This is a genomic window from Qipengyuania flava (genome assembly GCF_019448255.1).
In the GTDB taxonomy this organism is placed as follows: Bacteria; Pseudomonadota; Alphaproteobacteria; order Sphingomonadales; family Sphingomonadaceae; genus Qipengyuania; species Qipengyuania flava_A.
On record NZ_CP080410.1, the window covers coordinates 2,648,351 to 2,664,665 of the forward strand.

General features: G+C 64.5%; 23 protein-coding genes. 6 read left to right on the top strand and 17 right to left on the bottom strand.

All coding sequences use genetic code 11. The annotated features are described in order from the left end of the window. Positions 1 to 22 precede the first annotated feature (22 nt). From dapE to KUV82_RS13125, 3 genes are read right to left on the bottom strand one after another with little or no spacing between them, the layout of a single operon-like run. Positions 23 to 1,159, bottom strand: coding sequence for a succinyl-diaminopimelate desuccinylase (gene dapE / locus KUV82_RS13115; RefSeq protein ID WP_219954691.1), 1,137 nt, complete (start codon positions 1,157 to 1,159; stop codon positions 23 to 25). Beyond that, on the bottom strand, positions 1,156 to 2,049 hold the full coding sequence (locus KUV82_RS13120; RefSeq protein ID WP_219954692.1) for a S1/P1 nuclease: 894 nt from the start codon (positions 2,047 to 2,049) through the stop codon (positions 1,156 to 1,158). The genes dapE and KUV82_RS13120 overlap by 4 nt, the downstream gene beginning before the upstream one ends. Further along, positions 2,016 to 2,675, bottom strand: a complete 660-nt coding sequence (locus KUV82_RS13125; protein ID WP_219954693.1) for a glutathione S-transferase family protein — start codon at positions 2,673 to 2,675, stop codon at positions 2,016 to 2,018. Before KUV82_RS13125 ends, KUV82_RS13120 begins: the two co-directional genes overlap by 34 nt. A 107-nt stretch (positions 2,676 to 2,782) precedes the next feature. Here KUV82_RS13125 and KUV82_RS13130 point away from each other — a divergent pair, with 107 nt between their 5' ends. Next, positions 2,783 to 3,202 carry a VOC family protein gene (locus KUV82_RS13130; protein WP_219954694.1) on the top strand — a complete coding sequence of 140 codons (420 nt, stop codon included), beginning with the start codon at positions 2,783 to 2,785 and terminating at the stop codon, positions 3,200 to 3,202. 493 nt (positions 3,203 to 3,695) lie between these two features. Next, positions 3,696 to 4,208, top strand: coding sequence for a phosphoglycerate mutase family protein (locus KUV82_RS13135; RefSeq protein ID WP_219954695.1), 513 nt, complete (start codon positions 3,696 to 3,698; stop codon positions 4,206 to 4,208). A 31-nt stretch (positions 4,209 to 4,239) separates the two neighbouring features. Here KUV82_RS13135 and yihA read toward each other — a convergent pair whose 3' ends face one another. The 6 genes from yihA to KUV82_RS13165 all read right to left on the bottom strand — a co-directional run bounded on the left by yihA (position 4,240) and on the right by KUV82_RS13165 (position 8,566). Next, positions 4,240 to 4,893 (bottom strand): ribosome biogenesis GTP-binding protein YihA/YsxC, encoded by a 654-nt coding sequence (gene yihA, locus KUV82_RS13140; protein ID WP_219954696.1) that lies wholly within the window; start codon positions 4,891 to 4,893, stop codon positions 4,240 to 4,242. Then, on the bottom strand, positions 4,890 to 6,671 hold the full coding sequence (yidC, locus tag KUV82_RS13145; RefSeq protein WP_219954697.1) for a membrane protein insertase YidC: 1,782 nt from the start codon (positions 6,669 to 6,671) through the stop codon (positions 4,890 to 4,892). The genes yihA and yidC overlap by 4 nt, the downstream gene beginning before the upstream one ends. A gap of 68 nt (positions 6,672 to 6,739) precedes the next feature. Next, positions 6,740 to 6,949 carry a membrane protein insertion efficiency factor YidD gene (gene yidD / locus KUV82_RS13150; protein ID WP_219954698.1) on the bottom strand — a complete coding sequence of 70 codons (210 nt, stop codon included), beginning with the start codon at positions 6,947 to 6,949 and terminating at the stop codon, positions 6,740 to 6,742. Then, on the bottom strand, positions 6,946 to 7,329 hold the full coding sequence (gene rnpA, locus KUV82_RS13155) for a ribonuclease P protein component (RefSeq protein WP_219954699.1): 384 nt from the start codon (positions 7,327 to 7,329) through the stop codon (positions 6,946 to 6,948). The genes yidD and rnpA overlap by 4 nt, the downstream gene beginning before the upstream one ends. Positions 7,330 to 7,416: 87 nt before the next feature. After that, entirely contained in the window at positions 7,417 to 7,551 is a 135-nt protein-coding gene (gene rpmH / locus KUV82_RS13160) for a 50S ribosomal protein L34 (RefSeq protein WP_006833929.1), read from the bottom strand. 124 nt (positions 7,552 to 7,675) lie between these two features. Further along, positions 7,676 to 8,566 (bottom strand): alpha/beta hydrolase, encoded by an 891-nt coding sequence (locus tag KUV82_RS13165; RefSeq protein WP_219954700.1) that lies wholly within the window; start codon positions 8,564 to 8,566, stop codon positions 7,676 to 7,678. A gap of 161 nt (positions 8,567 to 8,727) precedes the next feature. On the opposite strand from KUV82_RS13165, the gene KUV82_RS13170 reads away from it, so the two are divergent. Both KUV82_RS13170 and KUV82_RS13175 read left to right on the top strand, forming a co-directional pair. Beyond that, complete coding sequence (locus KUV82_RS13170) at positions 8,728 to 10,236, top strand: YifB family Mg chelatase-like AAA ATPase (RefSeq protein WP_219956334.1); 1,509 nt, start codon at positions 8,728 to 8,730, stop codon at positions 10,234 to 10,236. An 86-nt stretch (positions 10,237 to 10,322) separates the two neighbouring features. Next, positions 10,323 to 10,733, top strand: coding sequence for a GNAT family acetyltransferase (locus tag KUV82_RS13175; RefSeq protein ID WP_258319763.1), 411 nt, complete (start codon positions 10,323 to 10,325; stop codon positions 10,731 to 10,733). Between the two features lie 3 nt (positions 10,734 to 10,736). On the opposite strand, the gene KUV82_RS13180 is transcribed toward KUV82_RS13175, so the two are convergent. Beyond that, on the bottom strand, positions 10,737 to 11,093 hold the full coding sequence (locus KUV82_RS13180) for a hypothetical protein (protein ID WP_219954702.1): 357 nt from the start codon (positions 11,091 to 11,093) through the stop codon (positions 10,737 to 10,739). Between the two features lie 241 nt (positions 11,094 to 11,334). On the opposite strand from KUV82_RS13180, the gene KUV82_RS13185 reads away from it, so the two are divergent. After that, the gene (locus KUV82_RS13185) at positions 11,335 to 12,144 is read left to right on the top strand and encodes a hypothetical protein (RefSeq protein ID WP_219954703.1); all 810 of its coding nucleotides are present in this window, start codon (positions 11,335 to 11,337) and stop codon (positions 12,142 to 12,144) included. Between the two features lie 19 nt (positions 12,145 to 12,163). Here the strand turns inward: KUV82_RS13185 and KUV82_RS13190 are convergent, their stop codons facing one another. After that, positions 12,164 to 12,718 (bottom strand): winged helix-turn-helix transcriptional regulator, encoded by a 555-nt coding sequence (locus tag KUV82_RS13190; protein ID WP_219954704.1) that lies wholly within the window; start codon positions 12,716 to 12,718, stop codon positions 12,164 to 12,166. 184 nt (positions 12,719 to 12,902) lie between these two features. Here KUV82_RS13190 and KUV82_RS13195 point away from each other — a divergent pair, with 184 nt between their 5' ends. Then, positions 12,903 to 13,247, top strand: coding sequence for a CC_3452 family protein (locus tag KUV82_RS13195; RefSeq protein WP_219954705.1), 345 nt, complete (start codon positions 12,903 to 12,905; stop codon positions 13,245 to 13,247). A gap of 75 nt (positions 13,248 to 13,322) precedes the next feature. Here KUV82_RS13195 and KUV82_RS13200 read toward each other — a convergent pair whose 3' ends face one another. From KUV82_RS13200 to hisF, 6 genes are all read right to left on the bottom strand, one after another. Next, positions 13,323 to 13,928: an HAD family hydrolase gene (locus tag KUV82_RS13200; protein ID WP_219954706.1), complete on the bottom strand. Its 606-nt coding sequence runs from the start codon at positions 13,926 to 13,928 to the stop codon at positions 13,323 to 13,325. An 89-nt stretch (positions 13,929 to 14,017) separates the two neighbouring features. After that, positions 14,018 to 14,143, bottom strand: coding sequence for a type B 50S ribosomal protein L36 (gene ykgO, locus KUV82_RS13205; RefSeq protein WP_050599643.1), 126 nt, complete (start codon positions 14,141 to 14,143; stop codon positions 14,018 to 14,020). A 320-nt stretch (positions 14,144 to 14,463) separates the two neighbouring features. Next, a complete protein-coding gene (locus KUV82_RS13210) occupies positions 14,464 to 14,844 on the bottom strand; it encodes a histidine triad nucleotide-binding protein (protein WP_219954707.1) in 381 nt (126 codons plus the stop codon). A gap of 3 nt (positions 14,845 to 14,847) precedes the next feature. Then, positions 14,848 to 15,171, bottom strand: coding sequence for a phosphoribosyl-ATP diphosphatase (locus tag KUV82_RS13215; RefSeq protein WP_219954708.1), 324 nt, complete (start codon positions 15,169 to 15,171; stop codon positions 14,848 to 14,850). Between the two features lie 34 nt (positions 15,172 to 15,205). Continuing rightward, positions 15,206 to 15,367, bottom strand: a complete 162-nt coding sequence (locus tag KUV82_RS13220; RefSeq protein WP_219954709.1) for a hypothetical protein — start codon at positions 15,365 to 15,367, stop codon at positions 15,206 to 15,208. Positions 15,368 to 15,441: 74 nt separating this feature from the next. After that, complete coding sequence (gene hisF, locus KUV82_RS13225) at positions 15,442 to 16,212, bottom strand: imidazole glycerol phosphate synthase subunit HisF (RefSeq protein ID WP_219954710.1); 771 nt, start codon at positions 16,210 to 16,212, stop codon at positions 15,442 to 15,444. Positions 16,213 to 16,315 lie beyond the last annotated feature (103 nt).

Genomic DNA, 16,315 nt, shown 5'->3' on the forward strand with positions numbered 1-16,315 from the left:
CGATCCCCTCAGATCCCAAGAATTATCGTGACAGCGCATCCTTCGCGATCGCTGCATAGATGCGGCTTAGCGCCTTAAGGTCCTCGATGGCCACCGCTTCGTCGCGCTTGTGCATGGTTGCGTTGCACAGGCCGAACTCGATCACCGGGCAAACCGCGCGCAGGAATCGCGCATCCGAGGTGCCGCCGGTGGTGGAAGGTTCGGGGTTGATACCCGTTTCGGCCTTCACGGCTGCTGCGATTATATCCGAGAATTCACCCGGAGGCGTGAGGAAGGGTTCGCCCGAGATGATCGGCTTGGCAACGCCGCCATGCTTTTCGGCGATGGCGCCCACTTTCTCCGAAAGGGACGCGCCCGAATGCTGGTCGTTGAAGCGGATCGAGATGCGCGCCTCGGCCTTCGCGGGGATGACATTGTGGGCCATGTTGCCGACCTCGAGGTCGGTGATCTCGAGGTTGGAAGGCTGGAACCAATCGGTCCCTTCGTCGAGCACCAGCGCGTCGAGTTCGGCCAGCATGGCGACGAGCTTGGGGATCGGATTGTCGGCGAGGTGCGGATAGGCGACGTGGCCCTGCGTGCCCTCGACCTCGAGCCAGATATTGACCGAACCGCGCCGGCCGATCTTCATCATGTCGCCGAGGCGATTGACCGAAGTCGGCTCGCCCACGAGGCACAGGTCGGGCTGGTGGCCTTCGGCGCGCATGAAATCGATCAGCGCGCGTGTCCCGTGGAGCGCCGGGCCTTCCTCGTCGCCCGTGATGATGAAACTGATCGTGCCGGCTTCGGCAGGGACATGCTTCACCGCCTCGACCATGCAGGCGATCGAGCCCTTCATGTCGACCGCGCCGCGCCCGTAGAGCAGTTCGCCGCGCTCTTCGGGTTCGAAAGGCTCGCTCGCCCAGCCACCGCCCGGCGGCACCACATCGAGGTGCCCGGCAAAGGCGAAATGCTTCGAGCCCTCCGGCCCCCTGCGGATGGCGAAGAGGTTTTCGACCGGGGCCTCCGGCGTACCCTCGGCGCCCTCGCCTCGGGTGAAACGCGCTACCTCGAAGCCCAGCGGCCCCAGCATGGCTTCCATCGCGTCGAACACGGGGCCGGTGGCAGGCGTGACGCTGGGCGCGGCCATCAGCGCCTTGGCAAGGTCGAGAACGGAACTCATCGGCGGCTGTCTTCCACTTCCAGCGGACCCGGCGCAAAGGCCGTGTCGAGATATTCGGCCATGCGCAATCCGGCCTGGAGGACGCGGCGCCGCGCGATCGGGATCGAGCGGTCGAGCACCTCTTGCGACAGCGCGACTTCTTCGGGCAGCTCGCCCTCGCACGGGTCGCAGCCGAAGACCTGCGGATAGATGAAATCGCGCGAGATCTGCCAGCTTTCGCGGCCCCAGTCGGCGGCGTTTCCGCCGGCGAGCTCGGCGCGTTCCTCGGCCGAATAGCGACGCACGATCGGCGGGTCTTCGCTGATCGCGCGCTCGGCCAGCGGTCCGTCCCATACCCAGTGCAGGTTCAGCCCCGGCACGATGCCGTAATCCGCCTCGCGGTCGTTGCCGCCGCGGTCGGAAAGGTCGCCCGAATGGAGCGGCATGTGGATGTCGCCGATGAAGTGGACGAGGAAGGTAAGCGCCTCCACCCGTACCACATCGGGCAGGCTCTCGTCGGCCAGGATACGCTGGTTGCGCTCGACCTGCGCGCTCACGCAATTGAGGCCCGAGCAGTTCTTGCGCGCGCTGTATTCCTCGGTGATCGGCTCGGTCTGGTAATGCCAGGCGAAGGTGTAGCCCCAGCGCCAGTATTCGCCGCGAATGCAATCGGGCCACACGCTCGCATCCTGCAGCGTGTCGAGATCGCAATCGGGCGTGCCAAGCTGGTCCGAGGCGCGCAGCAGCCGTTCGATCCCGGCGCGCGTGTCGGGGCGCACGTTTTCAAGCGCGATATCCGCCGTCACCGTGTGCGCGTAGAAGCCCCAGGCCTGCGCGCTTGCAGGAAGGGCCAGCGCGGTCAGCGCGGCAAGCGCCTTCAGGCCAGCGTGTCGTATTGTTCGATAACCCATTCTTCGTTTTCCGATGCCTCGATCCAGCCCTGCATCCACTCATGCTCCCACAGCGCCTGCATATAGGCGCCCGCGAAGCCGGGGACGGGAATCTGGTAGCTGATGAACCGTGACACTACCGGGGCGAAGTAGATATCCGCCGCGCCGAATGTGCCGAACAGGAAGGGCCCGCCGCTGCCGAAGCGGCTGCGCGCTTCCGCCCAAAGGCCAAGGATGCGCAAGATATCGGCCTTGCACGCCTCGCTCGGCTCGAAGCCGTCGAAGCGCTTGCGCACATTCATGGGACATTCGCTGCGCAGCGCCTGATAGGACGAGTGCATTTCCGCGACCATGCTGCGTGCCATGGCCCGCGCGGCCTCGTCCTTGGGCCAGAACCGGTCGCGCCCGACCTTGTCGGAAAGGTATTCCATGATCGCGAGGCTGTCCCACACCACCGCCTCGTCGTCCCACAGGATCGGGACCTTGCCGAAGCTGGGCTCGAGCCCGTCCTTGTGGTGCCGCTTGTCCCAGTCCTCGCCGAACAGCGGGGTGATGATCTCCTCGAAGGAGAGGCCCGACTGCTTGGCCGCGAGCCAGCCGCGCAGGGACCAGCTCGAATAATTCTTGTTGCCGATAATCAGCTTCATGCGTGCATCCCACCTTGCATGAAGGGGGCGGTAGAGGTTCAGCTTGGCAGTGTCGAGGCTGAACAAGGCGCTAGGCGACGAACGGCATAGGGGCTAGACGAAGGGCCATGAGCCTTCGCCCCTTCCACCTCGCCTTCCCCGTCGACGACCTTGCCGAAGCGCGCCGCTTCTACGGCGAGACCATGGGCTGCGCGGAGGGGCGCTCATCGGACGAGTGGATCGATTTCGACTTCTACGGCCACCAGATCGTAGCGCATCTGGCCAAGGGGCAGGCGGGCGACCGCGCGAGCAACCATGTCGACGGCCACGGCGTGCCCGTGCCCCATTTCGGCATCGTGCTGGCGATGGAGGACTGGCAGGCGTTGGCCGAGCGGCTCAAGGCGGCAGGCACCGAGTTCGCCATCGAACCCACGATCCGCTTCAAGGGCCAACCCGGCGAACAGGCGACGATGTTCTTCCGCGACCCCAGCGGCAACGCGCTGGAGATGAAGGCATTTGCCGACGACGCGATGCTGTTTGCAACATAAGGATCATCGATAAATAGCTAGGCAGCCCTTTCTGCCCAATCCAAGAAGGTGCTCACCATAAATGCGAAAGAAAATCGCTGCCATTTTGCTTCTGCTCGTCGTTCTCGGCCTATTGGCCGGTGCAGACGGCCTAACACGCACAGCCATTCTAAACAGCAGCGATATTCTAACAGATGGGGGGCGGTTCGGACTGGAGATAGGTGCGGGAAAGAGTACGATCGCACCTAGGATGAAAGAGTTGGGCCTTCGACGCATACATCTCAACTCCATGCGAGAGCGCAACCCTACGAATTCCTGCCACGGCGTTGCATATTCCTCTCAGCATGAGGTCCAAGTGTTCCGAGACAAGAGCTGGAGGCACGGCGTAATATGTGTGGTTCTTAGAGATGCTCGTGTCGAGGCGATCTCATGGCATTTCACGCCGATATTCGCGAAATAGGAAGGCGAGAATGTTCTCAAGAACGGCGAATTCGCTGCCACCTAGCAGGAAGGCATGAAGAAGCGGCAGGTTCTGGCCCCCTTGGCGGCCTTCATGCTGGGGGCGTGCGCCCCGACGGCGGGGCTCGGCAGCGGGGAAAGCGCGGCATCTCTCCAGAGCGAAAGGACGATTTTCGTCATCCGGCATCTGCACAAGGCGCAGGGCGAGGATCCTCCCCTAAGCAGCGAGGGCGCGGCTGCTGCGGAAAGTCTCGCCGATCTTCTGGAGGACAAGGGCATCGTGGCAGCCTTCGCCACGCCCACCCGGCGGGCCATGCAGACCGCCGCGCCTCTGGCTGAGAGGACCGGCATCACCATTTCGCAGTACGACGCTTTCGCGCCCGAGGACCTTGTTGCATCCGTCGAAGCTATCGATGGGTCGGTGCTGGTCGTCGGACACAGCAACACGGTTCCCGACCTTGTCGTACGGTTCGGCGGAAAAACGCAGCCAGTCCTGACGGAACAGGACTACGGCACCGTCTTCATGATCGATGGCAAGGGTCGCGTCGACGAACTGTCAGTCGAATAATCTTAGGGGAGAGCCAGCTGTCTTCGCGGACTTAAACCCCCGCATCCCCCAGCACAGCCGCGCGCAATTCGCCGATACCCATGCCCTTCTCCGCGCTCGTCACGTGGATTTCGGGATAGGCGGCTACGTGCTTGCGCGCTTCGGCCTCGGTCGCTTCGATGACCTTGGCAAGCTCGCTCGCCTTCATCTTGTCGGCCTTGGTCAGCACGACGCGGTAGCCCACGGCCGCCTCGTCGAGCATCTTCATCATCTCGCGGTCGACGTCCTTGGGGCCGTGACGCCCGTCGACCAGCACAAGCGCGCGGCTGAGGACGGGGCGACCGCGAAGGTAGTTCTTCACGAGGTTCTTCCACTTCTCGACGACCTTCACCGGCGCCTTGGCAAAGCCGTAGCCGGGCATATCTACGAGGCGGAACAGCGTAGGGTCGCCGATCTCGAAGAAATTGAGCTCCTGCGTACGGCCCGGCGTCACCGAGGCGCGCGCGATCGCCTTGCGACCGGTGAGCGCGTTGATGAGCGAGCTCTTGCCGACATTCGAGCGTCCGCAAAATGCGATCTCGGGAACGGTCGGTTCGGGCAGGAACTTGAGCTGAGGGGCCGAAAGGAGGAAGTCCACCCGGCCGGAAAACAGCTTGTTCGCCCGCCGCTCGAGCGCGGCCCGCTCGGCGGCTTCTTCTTCGGTCACGATTCCGCCTTGGCCGCCTCGGCCGCTTTCTTCTTCTTTTCTTCCTCGATCGAAGCGCGCAGCTGCGGGTGCTTCGAATAGAGGTACTTCTGCTGCGCCAGCGTGAGGATGTTCGAGGTCACCCAGTAGAGCAGCAGGCCGGCCGCGAAGGGCGCCATTACGAACATCAGGATCCACGGCATGATGTCGAAGATCTTCTGCTGCATCGGGTCCATCTGGCTCGGGTTGAGCTTGAAGGTCAGCCACATGGTGAAGCCGAGCAGGACCGCCAGCACACCGAGACCGAAGATGATCATCAGCCAGCCGGGTACCTGAATGCCGACGAGCGAAAGCGCGTTGGCAAGGTTCGCCGGGTCGGGCGCGGCAAGGTCATGGATCCACAGGAACTCGCGGTGGCGCATCTCGATGGCGAGGTAGAGCACCTTGTAGAGCGCGAAGAACACGGGGATCTGCAGCAGCATCGGAAGGCAGCCGGCGACAGGGTTCACCTTCTCCTTCTTGTACAGCTCCATGATCTCCTGTTGCTGCTTCTGCTTGTCGTCCTTGTACTTCTCCTGGATGGCCTTCATTTTCGGCTGGATCGCCTTCATTTCGGCCATGGAGGCAAAGCCCTTCTGGGCGATCGGGAACATCAGCCCGCGCACGATGAAGGTCAGGGCGATGATGGCGATACCGAAATTGCCGACCGCGTCGTAGATCGTGCGCAGCAGCCACAGCATCGGCTTTTCGAACCAGCGGAACCAGCCCCAGTCGATGGCGAGGCCGAACTTCTGGAGGCCCGCATCCTCATAGCTGTCGAGGACGACGCTTTCCTTGGCGCCCGCATAGAGGCGGCTGGATACGGTCAGCGAATTGCCCGCCGGCAGGTTGGTCGCTTCGTAGATCATATCGGCGCGGTAGGTTTCGTTGCCCATCGCGCGGAAGGTGGTGTCGGGCGCGGTGCCGTCCTGCGGGACGAGTGCGGCGAGCCAGTAGATGTCGGTGAAACCCGCCCAGCTGGTGCGGCCTTCGGGGACGATGCGCTGGTCATCGTCGAGATCGTCGTAGTTGATGTCGTATTCCGCGCTGTCGCCGAACACGCCGATCGGGCCCGAATGGGCGATCCACAGGTCTTCGCTGGCGGTACGGCTGGTGCGGTTCACAAGGCCGAAGGGCTGCACGACGACCGGGTTCTCGCCGGTGTTCGCCACGCCCTGCTCGGCCGTGATCATGTACTGGTCATCGATCGAATAGCGGATCGAGAAGGTCAGCCCTTCGCCATTGTCATGCGTCAGCGTGACCGGCGTTTCGGCGCTCAGCGTGTCGCCATCGGCTTCCCACAGCGTCTGCGGCCCCGGCACCTTGAGGTTCGCGCCGACCCAGCCGAACTGGGCGAACTGCTGCGCGGGCGTGCCGTTGGGCGAGAACATACGGACCGGATCGCTCTCGTCATCGGTGGTCTCGTTATAGCCCTTGAGAACCACGTCATCGATCACCCCGCCGCGCAGGTTGATAGAGCCGGCCACGCGCGGCGCGTCGATGGCGATGCGATCGGGGCTGGCGAGCGCGACTTTGAGATCGGCCACTTCCTGCGCCCGCATGGCCGGATCGACGAGGCCACCGGTACGCGAATGCTGCGTTTCGGCCGCCTGGCTCGCCTGTTCTGTCGGCGTATCGGCACGGTCCTCCACCAGCGCCTGTTCCGGCTGCGGGTAGAAATAGTCCATCGCCGAGGTCCATCCCACGAGCAGTAGGAAGGAAAGCGCAATGGCGAGGATCAGGTTACGCTGGTTGTCCAAGGTCGGTCCCGTCTTTGTCCGGTCGAAAGTCTGAATGTGGGGCGGTGTCTTAGTCTGTCAAGACAGCACTAGGGCACCGGGTCATGGCCGTGGCCACCCCAGGGGTTGCAGCGCATTATACGCTTGAAGGCCATCCATCCACCCTTGATCGCGCCGTATTTGCCCAGCGCTTCGATCGCGTACTGGCTGCACGAGGGCTGGAAGCGGCACGAAGGCGGAAGGATGCGGCTGGGGCCCAGCTGCCAGGCTCGCGCAATCCAGATGAGCGGGTACTTCATGCACGCCGGCTCCGCTGGCGGTGTGGCTTGCGGGGGCGATCCCCCTTGCCTTGCGCGGCGCGTTCGAGTGCAGCGCTGAGTTCGGAGCGAAGGGAGGCGAAATCGCGCTCCACCCCGGCGTCGCGGCCGATGAGGATGTGATCGTGATCGGCCAGGCCTTCACCGGGCAGCGCATCCCACAAGAGCTCGCGGAAGCGGCGCTTCATCCGGTTGCGCACCACCGCATTGCCGATCTTCTTCGTAACCGTAATGCCGTAGCGCTTGCCCTTCCCGCCGTTGGGATGGGCGAGCAGCACGAAGCCCGGGCGCGCAACCCGCAGCCCGCGATTCGCAGCCAGGAAGTCGCGGCGCTGGCCGATGACGGAGAGCGAAGGGTGCATGGACGCTACATACGCGAACGGGCCCCCCGAGGGGAGCCCGCTGGCTTGCTCGTCAGTGTCGCTGCGCATCACGCGCAGCGCATCACCTTACGCGCAGAGGTTCTTGCGGCCGCGAGCGCGACGCGCGCGGAGGACCTTGCGGCCACCCGGGGTTGCCTTGCGGGCGAAGAAGCCGTGGCGGCGGGCGCGCACGAGGTTCGAGGGCTGGAATGTCCGCTTCATCGGATCGTCCTTACAGTTGAATTTCGTCTGGCTGCCGGCACAAGCGAATCGCGCCAACAAAAAGGGCCGCTGCTGACAGCGACCGCCTACAGGGCCGCGCGATTAGGTGAAACGACCCGTCAGGTCAAGAGAAAGTGACGTCGGCATAGGCCAGCGTCGGGGCGGCGCGCACGGGCTTGCGCTGCGCGGGCGTCTTGGCCTGCTGCGGGCGGCCCGTCCAGCGGCGCATGTCGCTTGCACCCAGCCACAGGGCGCGGCGGTGCGGCACCGAATTGGTGAAGTCGTAGAAGGCACGCGCCTGGTCGCCGCTCATGCCCATCTCGCGGTAGTAGTCGAGATACTGGCGGTTCTCTGGCGCATCCATCGAGAAATCGCCGGCTTCACGCCCGTAGGCGTCCATCCAGCTGTGCACGGCAAACTCCGCGCCCTGGGCGATGTCGCGTTCGACACCAGCGAGGAACAGCTCCACCGCGCCCGAGCGGACCGAGCCGATGGCGGGCACATGGGTTACGAGGCCCGCGGCGCGGATCATGCGGCCGACCTTGAGGTTGGCACGGTCGTCACGCGTGCCCGGGCATTCGACCATGTCGAGCTGCTCGAGCTGCGGGAAGTCGCGCAGCATCGCGCGGAAATAGCCCGGCGTCGATGCATCGGTTTCGCCGACCAGCGCTACCCTACGCGAATCCAACACCCGGAATGGCCCGTATTGAGCGACCCCGCGGTTGTAGTTACGAAAGCGGCGATCGATGAAAGGAGGGGCTTTCCATGCAGGAAGAGCGGCCGGCTGATAGGTCTGGGGACGCACCGCGGCGAGCTGCTGTTCAGGCGTTGCCACCACTGTCGGGCGAGCCTTGACCGGCGCGGGCATCACGGCCTTGCCCTGGTGCGTCTGCTGGACGACGGGGCTCGAGACATAGACGACCGGGAGGCTGACCAGCGTCAGCGACTGGGCGGATAGCGGTGCGGCGATGGCGGCACCGAAGACAGCGAGGATTTTTGCGGCGAGTCGAAACATGCCGACTGTCTGGCGGCCGCACTCTTTCCAGCTTGCGAAGGCCTATGGCTAAGGCCCTGGTAACCATAACCGTTCGCCTCCGGAACGAACCGGATTTTCTCTCGACAAAGCAAGCACTTCGCGTCATCACCTAGGTACGAACACCTAGGCAGGAGTTAACTCTGGTCGCACTGGTCAAGACGGTCGCCTACCTGGGCCTGGAAGCGCGTAGCGTGGAAGTTCAGTGCTCGGTCGCCCCGGGCCTGCCCAAGTTCAATATCGTCGGACTGGCGGACAAGGCGGTGGGCGAAAGCAAGGAACGGGTGCGCGCCGCGCTCTCGTCCATGGGCCTTGCCCTTCCGCCCAAGCGCATCACCATCAACCTCTCGCCAGCGGACCTGCCCAAGGAAGGCTCGCACTACGACCTGCCGATCGCTCTTGCCCTGCTTGCAGCGATGGGCGTGACCGATGCCGAACAGCTGGGCGACTGGATTGCAGTGGGCGAGCTTGCGCTCGATGCGCGGATCGTGGCCTCGCCCGGCGTGCTGCTTGCGGCCATCCACGCGAGCGAGGCGGAAGTCGGGCTGATCTGCCCCAAGGCGCAAGGCTCCGAAGCGCGCTGGGCAAGCGAAGTGCCGGTCTGCGCTGCGCCCGATCTCGCCAGCCTGTTGAACCACCTGAAGGGCGCACAGCGCCTGCCCGATCCCGAACCCGGCACGGTCGAAGCCGCCCCGCCCGCGACCGACCTCAGACAGGTCAAGGGACAGGAAACCGCCAAGCGCGCTCTCGAGATCGCGGCAGCGGGGGGCCACAACCTGCTGATGATAGGGCCGCCGGGCGCCGGCAAATCGCTGCTGGCAAGCTGCCTCCCCGGCATCCTGCCGCCGCTGTCCCCGGCCGAAGCGCTCGAAGTCAGCATGGTGAAATCGGTTGCCGGCACGCTGGAGGAAGGCCGCATCAGCCGCGCGCGCCCGTTTCGCGCGCCGCACCATTCGGCCAGCATGGCGGCGCTGACGGGTGGCGGCCTCAGGGTAAAGCCGGGCGAGGTCAGCCTCGCGCATCTGGGCGTCCTCTTCCTCGACGAATTGCCCGAATTCCAGCGCGCCGTGCTCGATTCGCTGCGCCAGCCGCTGGAGACCGGCAAGGTGGATGTCGCGCGCGCCAACGCGCATGTGACCTTCCCCGCCAACGTCCAGCTGATCGCGGCGATGAACCCGTGCCGCTGTGGGCACCTGGGCGATCCGGCGCTCGCCTGCAGCCGCGCCCCGCGCTGCGCCGCCGATTACCAGAGCAAGGTCTCCGGCCCCATGCTCGACCGGATCGACCTGCATGTCGAAGTCGACCCCGTTAGCGCCGCGGACCTCGCCCTGCCCCCGGCTGCCGAGGGTAGCGAAGAGGTCGCCGCCCGCGTCCTGCGCGCCCGCCAGCTCCAGGCGACGCGCAGCGAGGCCACCGGCGCACGAACCAACGCCGACCTCGACGGCGACGCGCTGGAGGAATTCGCAGGCCCCGACGAGGCGGGCCACCAGCTCCTCATGCAGGCAGCAACGGCCATGCGCCTATCGGCGCGCAGCTACACGCGAATGCTGAGGGTCGCGCGCACGATTGCGGATTTGGCTGGAGCGGAGAAGGTGGGGCGCATCCACGTGGCGGAAGCTTTGAGTTACCGAAGGCAAGCCCCCAGAGCCTAGGGAAGCCTGCGCCGGGAGCGATCACTCTGGCATCGCCAGCCGTAGGCCTTAGGTTGCCAGCACCGCGAGCTCATCGGAGGCAATTGGTGGAAATCAGAACGTATCGCGAGACCGACTTTGATGGGGTCGATGCGCTCTGGAAGGAGGCGTTCCCGGATGATCCGCCATGGAATCGGGCCGAAAATGCCATAGCGGCCAAGGTATCATTCCAGCCCGAACTGCTCTTCGTTGCAGTCGACCAGGACGCAATCGTCGGTTCCGTGATGGCTGGCTATGATGGTCATCGTGGCTGGCTCTATGCCGTTGCCGTGCGGAAAACATTCAGGCGCTCGGGCTTGGGGACGAAACTCGTTCATGTGGGAGAAGACGCCTTGCGTGCCCTAGGGTGTGGCAAGATCAACCTGCAGGTCCGCAGCACCAACGCAGGGATCGTGCGATTCTACGAAACCCTCGGGTACGAGATCGAAGATCGCATCAGTCTGAGTCGGCGTCTCTAATCCTCAAACGTCCTCGCTCATGTCGAGGTTAAGCTTGACCGTTTCGTGCTCATCCTCGCCTTCGAACTTCTTGAGGAAGTCCTCGATCGGGATCTGCTGGCTCTTGTCGACCATCGGGTTGTTGTTGGCCATCTCCAGCTCGACCGCCTTCAGCTCATCCGGCGTCATGCGCACGTGGATGTAGGGCACCCAGACCTCGCCGTATTCGGCCTGCTGGTACCACACGTCGAGGATGTCGTAGGACGCCCAGGCGCCGTTCGGTTCCTTCAGGCGGATGCCTTCACCAATGCGCGGCACGGCCATGGCCTTGATCCGGCAGACGTCCTGATGCGTTTCGTTCTGTACTTCGATTTCGATCACGTAATGAGGTCCGGCTCGGCATGAAGAAAAAGTCGCGACTGCGGCCTTTATGACAGCGACGTGTTGAGATCGTTTTAACGATGACGTCACGGTGCCAATGCGGCGTTAAGCCTCCGCTAAGGCGCAGGCGTGCTTGTGCGAGGGCAGCGCATCGCGCATGATCGCGCTTCCGGGAAAGGCGTTTGCCCCCAACCGGCCTGGCCAGCCCCTATCGAGACAGCTGCATCCGATTCGCCCGATCGTGACCGATCCCGCCCCGCCTTCACCAAGCCTGCGCCAGCGCTACGACGAGCTGAGCCCCGAGCTTCGCGAGCGCCTGCCGGCAATCGTGCTCGCGCTGGGGATCGAAGCCCTGCTGCTGCTTATCCTGCTGTCGCTCGGTTCGGTGCAGCGGGAGATCGTCGAGATGCGCGACACGCTGGTCGCCTTCACCGCCCCTTCGCAGGATGAGGCGCAGGAGGATACGCCGCCGAGCGAGCCGGCTGCCGCGCCGCAGCCGGCGACCGTGCAGCCCGTCACGCCGCCGCAGCCCCCGGTCGACACCGAGACCCCGCCTCCGGTCACGCCCTCGCCGCCCGCGCGCCCCATTCTGCGCAACAGCTTCTCGCTGGAGAATGTGCCGCAGCCGCCGCGCCCCGCTCCGCGCGCACAGGCGCCGCAGCAGACCTATGGCCCCGCCTTCACGCCCTCGCCGGGCGATACACCGCGGATTGCGGGATCGGGCCCCAATGGCGAGCCACTCTACGCTGCGCGCTGGTACCGCCGACCCTATCAGGACGAGCTGGCTGGCTACCTCTCCACCGCTCAGGGCCCTGGCTGGGGCATGATCGATTGCCGCACCGCGCCCGATTTCCGGGTCGAGGACTGCGTGATCGTGGGGGAAGCCCCGCAGGGGTCAGGGCTGGGCCGGGCCGTGCAGGCGGCGGCCTGGCAGTTCAAGGTCCGGCCACCCCAGCGCGGCGGCATGCCGCTGGTGGGTGAGTGGGTGCGGATCCGGATCGATTACCGGATCGACCGCATCGAGCAGGCGCAGCAGCGCTTCGGTCAGTAGCTGAGTGGCGGCGCGGCGATCAGGCCGCGGTCTTAGCCTTGCGTGCGCTGGCAATGTCGACGACGTCGCCAAGGCCCAGTTCCGTCTTGGGTTCCGCCTTGGTCCCATCGGCGCGAACACCAAGGTTGCTGCGGTCGACCAGGTAGAGGTCGCCGGCACCCAGTATGCGGCCATCGTGGCTGAGGATCGAGGTCGGACCAATCGGCAGGCGATCGCGATCGTCCACCAGGACCGGGTTCTCGACCACTTCGGCGCCGTACTTCTGGCCCCACTGGCGCAGCGCCACCATGGCGGGCAGCAGGTCGAAGCCCTTGTCCGTCAGGCGGTATTCGATCTTGCGCTTGTCGTCCGCACAGGGGTCACGGCGCAGGATGCCGTGCTCGACCAGCTTGGCGAGGCGGTTGGAGAGGATGTTGCGGGCAATCCCCAGCTCGCTGAGGAACTCCTCGAAATGATGAAGCCCGTTGAAACTCGCGCGCAGAATCATAAATGACCATCGTTCGCCCATGACCTCGAGCGCTTGCGGCAGGCCGCATTCGGTCAGTTCACGGAGCGGTTCGCGGATGTCACCCATAAATTCAGTCCTCTTCTGGAAACCTATCTAGCGAAAAAAACGGCTTTGCCAAATTTTTCGAAAAAAGGGTTGCGCAACGAAACCTATCGTCATAGGTAGCGATTCGCAACGGGTTGTTATTTGAAACTCAATTGCACGAATGACAAGCCCTGTTGAACAAAATGCAACCAGGAAGGACCTCCCCATGACCCTCTCTCTCCCCCGCTCGGTCAACATTGGTGCCGTCGCAGCCGCTTTCGCCTACACTTCGCTGACCTTCGGTGCGGCTCTCGCCCCGGTGGCCGCCGAAGCCAAGTCGAGCACCACCTTCTACACCGCCGAACTCGCTCAGCCGGTCGCTGAAAAGACCACCACCGTCGCTGGCGGCGTGGCCTGGGCCTGCAAGGGCACGACTTGCGTTGCCCAGAAGGGCAGCTCGCGTCCGCTGCGCGTCTGCCGCGAACTGCAGCGCGAACACGGCGAAATCGCTTCGTTCACCGCCAAGGACCAGGCTCTCGAGTCGGACAAGCTGGCGAAGTGCAACGGCTAACCCGTTCCAACCCCCACCCCTCTCCATCGGGTGGCTAAAACTCGGGCCTCGGCGAAACCCTCGCCGGGGCCTTTTTTATAGGAGGCCCCGTTCTAGCAGGTCAGCTTCGAGAGCGGGCGCATCGGCAAAGTGATGCGCGTGCCAGCCGCGTGACGCGGCCGCGTCCACATTTGCCTTGTTGTCATCGATGAACAGCATGGCTTCACCCGGAAGGCCAAAGCGCTCCTCCGCCAGCGCGAAGATTGCGGGGTCGGGCTTGGCCAGCTTCTCTTCCCCCGACACCACGATATCGCGGAACCGGTCGAAGATTGGCGCCGTCGGGCGGAACCCCGCCCAGAACTCTGCCCCAAAATTGGTTATGGCAAACAGCGGCACACCGCGCGCGTCAAGCCGTTCGACGAGCGACAGGCTGCCCGGCACCGGTCCGGGAATCGTTTCATTGAAGCGCGTCTGGTAGGCGCGCAGCTCCTCTTCGAACTTGGGGTAAAGCGCGATGCGTTCGGGGACCATGTCATCAAGCGCGCGCCCGCGATCATGCTCAAAATGCCACTCTTCGGTGATCACCTCGCCCAGTACGCGTTCCAGCCGTGCAGGATCGGTCACGATCTTTTCGAACAGGTGCCCGAGGTGCCATTGGTAGAGAACACGCCCGACATCGAAGACGACAGCTTGAACCGGCATCAGGTCACTCCAAACACGAACGGCCCGCACTCCTCATCGGAGCCGGGCCGGTCGAACAACGCTTCCGCCGAAAGCCGGCGGAGCCGCAATTAGCCCTGGCGGGCCTTGAAGCGACGGTTGGTCTTGTTGATGACGTAGGTGCGCCCGCGGCGGCGGATGACGCGGCAATCGCGATGGCGGCCCTTGAGCGACTTGAGGCTGTTACGGATCTTCATGATGTCTCTCGTCAAATAAATACGCGCCGGAAATGGTGTTCCGACGCGCCGAAATCAAGCGGCCCGATAACCGCAGGGGGGGATTCGGTCAACTTCTTTTGCGCGCGGGAAGCGCTTCCGCGCTTCCCTTGGCTGTTCCATCCCACTCCCCCACCCGGAGTCTTTGATGCGTGCGCAATCGACATCCGTCGATAGCTTGCGGCGGCACCAGCCCACGCCCCCACCCGGCCACCCATAGAATACCGTGCCGTGGGTGGCCGGGTGGGGGCGTGGGCTGGTGCCGCAAGGTCAGGACTGATGTCCTGACCGCACCAGACAAATCACCTCTTCCAGATCATCGGCCCCAGCGGCTGGCCGCCAAAAATATGCACGTGCAGGTGCGGGACTTCCTGCCCGCCGTGCTGGCCGATGTTTGCCATCATGCGGTAGCCGGGTTCGACCAGCCCTTTCTCGCGCGCCACCGTGCCAACGGCGCGAACGAAGCCGGCGATTTCCTCCGCGCTCGCCTTTTCGCTGAAGTCGTCCCAGCTGACGTAGCGGCCCTTCGGGATCACCAGCGTGTGCACTTCGGCCTGCGGGTTGATGTCCTCGAAAGCATAGGCCCACTCGTCCTCGTAAACCTTGGTCGAGGGGATCTCGCCGCGCAGGATCTTGGCGAAGATGTTGGCATCGTCATAGGGCTGGGTCGGATCGATCGGCATGGGTCAGTCCTCCTTGGCGTCGCGGCTGGCTTTCTCGGCAATGCCCGAAACGCCCTCGCGGCGGTCGAGTTCGGCCAGCACATCGGCAAAACCGATATCGCGGGCGTTCAGCGCCACCATGAGGTGAAAGAGGATATCGGCCGCTTCGCCGACCAGCTCCTCGTCGCTGCCGGAAAGCGCCGCGATGGAAGCTTCCACGCCTTCTTCGCCAAGCTTGCGCGCGATCTGCGGCAGGCCCTTGGCGTGGAGGCTCGCAACATAGCTCTGCGACGGGTCGGCCTCGCGGCGCTGCGCGATGGTGGTCTCGAGACGGGTAAGCGTGTCCATGGAAAGGCCCTATGCACGGCCCCCGCGCGCAGCGTCAATCGGAGTTGCGCCCCATCAGGAAGCGCCCGACGATCACACCCGCCAGAGCAACGACCATAAGAGTAAGCGTCGTCGGTTCGATAAGGCGCGCGGCAAGGCCAGCCGGGCCACCGAGATCCGCGAATTGCGCGGCCAGGGAAATGATCTGGCTGGACATGGGACGCGTTTACCAACTCCCATGCTGCATTGCCGCGAAAGCGAAGCGCCTGTCCCGTGGCGGGACGGTACCCCTCACCCCCTTGCGGGAAGGCCCGCAGCTCTCAGCGCGGCATGCGCCTCGGCAATGGTGTGGTCGCCGAAATGGAAGATCGAGGCGGCGAGAACCGCGCTGGCGTTGCCGCGCGTCACCCCTTCGACGAGGTGGTCGAGCGTGCCCACGCCGCCGCTGGCGATGACCGGGACCGAAACCGCATCCGCAATCGCCCGGGTCAGGTCGACGTCGTAGCCATCGCGCGTGCCATCACCATCCATGCTGGTGACCAGCAATTCGCCCGCGCCCAGTTCAGCGAGGCGAATAGCGTGCTCGACCGCGTCGATACCGGTCGGCTTGCGGCCGCCATGGGTGAAGATTTCCCACCCGCGCACCGCGCCACTGGTCGACGCGCGCGCATCGACGCTGGCGACGACGCATTGGCTACCGAACTTCTCCGCGATCTCGCGCACCAGTTCGGGCCGGGAAACAGCCGCCGAATTGATCGCCACCTTGTCCGCACCTGCCAGCAACAGCGCGCGCGCATCTTCGACGCTGCGCACCCCGCCGCCAACGGTCAGCGGCATGAAGCAGACCTCAGCGGTGCGCCGCACCATGTCGAGCAGCGTCCCGCGCCCTTCGTGGCTCGCCGAAATGTCGAGGAAGCACAGCTCGTCAGCGCCTGCGGCGTCATAGGCCTGCGCCTGCTCCACCGGATCGCCCGCATCGCGCAGGTCGACGAAGTTGACGCCCTTCACCACGCGCCCGTCGGCAACGTCGAGGCAGGGGATGACACGGATACGGACGGTCATGGGCTAACCAACGCAGTCAATGAGTAGGAACCAGCAACTACAAGACAAAAGGAATTCCAAGCTGTCGCCAGCCAAAAAATGCATGCGGGCTATTCGCCCGTTC

Coding starts and splice junctions, on each gene's coding strand:
- KUV82_RS13125 (WP_219954693.1), bottom strand. CDS start 2,675: ATGAAGCTGATTATCGGCAACAAGAATTATTCGAGCTGGTCCCTGCGC.
- KUV82_RS13130 (WP_219954694.1), top strand. CDS start 2,783: ATGAGCCTTCGCCCCTTCCACCTCGCCTTCCCCGTCGACGACCTTGCC.
- hisF (WP_219954710.1), bottom strand. CDS start 16,212: ATGACCGTCCGTATCCGTGTCATCCCCTGCCTCGACGTTGCCGACGGG.
- KUV82_RS13195 (WP_219954705.1), top strand. CDS start 12,903: ATGACCCTCTCTCTCCCCCGCTCGGTCAACATTGGTGCCGTCGCAGCC.
- KUV82_RS13165 (WP_219954700.1), bottom strand. CDS start 8,566: ATGTTTCGACTCGCCGCAAAAATCCTCGCTGTCTTCGGTGCCGCCATC.
- KUV82_RS13135 (WP_219954695.1), top strand. CDS start 3,696: ATGAAGAAGCGGCAGGTTCTGGCCCCCTTGGCGGCCTTCATGCTGGGG.
- KUV82_RS13190 (WP_219954704.1), bottom strand. CDS start 12,718: ATGGGTGACATCCGCGAACCGCTCCGTGAACTGACCGAATGCGGCCTG.
- KUV82_RS13215 (WP_219954708.1), bottom strand. CDS start 15,171: ATGGACACGCTTACCCGTCTCGAGACCACCATCGCGCAGCGCCGCGAG.
- KUV82_RS13220 (WP_219954709.1), bottom strand. CDS start 15,367: ATGTCCAGCCAGATCATTTCCCTGGCCGCGCAATTCGCGGATCTCGGT.
- KUV82_RS13200 (WP_219954706.1), bottom strand. CDS start 13,928: ATGCCGGTTCAAGCTGTCGTCTTCGATGTCGGGCGTGTTCTCTACCAA.
- dapE (WP_219954691.1), bottom strand. CDS start 1,159: ATGAGTTCCGTTCTCGACCTTGCCAAGGCGCTGATGGCCGCGCCCAGC.
- KUV82_RS13120 (WP_219954692.1), bottom strand. CDS start 2,049: ATGGGTTATCGAACAATACGACACGCTGGCCTGAAGGCGCTTGCCGCG.
- rnpA (WP_219954699.1), bottom strand. CDS start 7,329: ATGCACCCTTCGCTCTCCGTCATCGGCCAGCGCCGCGACTTCCTGGCT.
- yidD (WP_219954698.1), bottom strand. CDS start 6,949: ATGAAGTACCCGCTCATCTGGATTGCGCGAGCCTGGCAGCTGGGCCCC.
- KUV82_RS13210 (WP_219954707.1), bottom strand. CDS start 14,844: ATGCCGATCGATCCGACCCAGCCCTATGACGATGCCAACATCTTCGCC.
- ykgO (WP_050599643.1), bottom strand. CDS start 14,143: ATGAAGATCCGTAACAGCCTCAAGTCGCTCAAGGGCCGCCATCGCGAT.
- rpmH (WP_006833929.1), bottom strand. CDS start 7,551: ATGAAGCGGACATTCCAGCCCTCGAACCTCGTGCGCGCCCGCCGCCAC.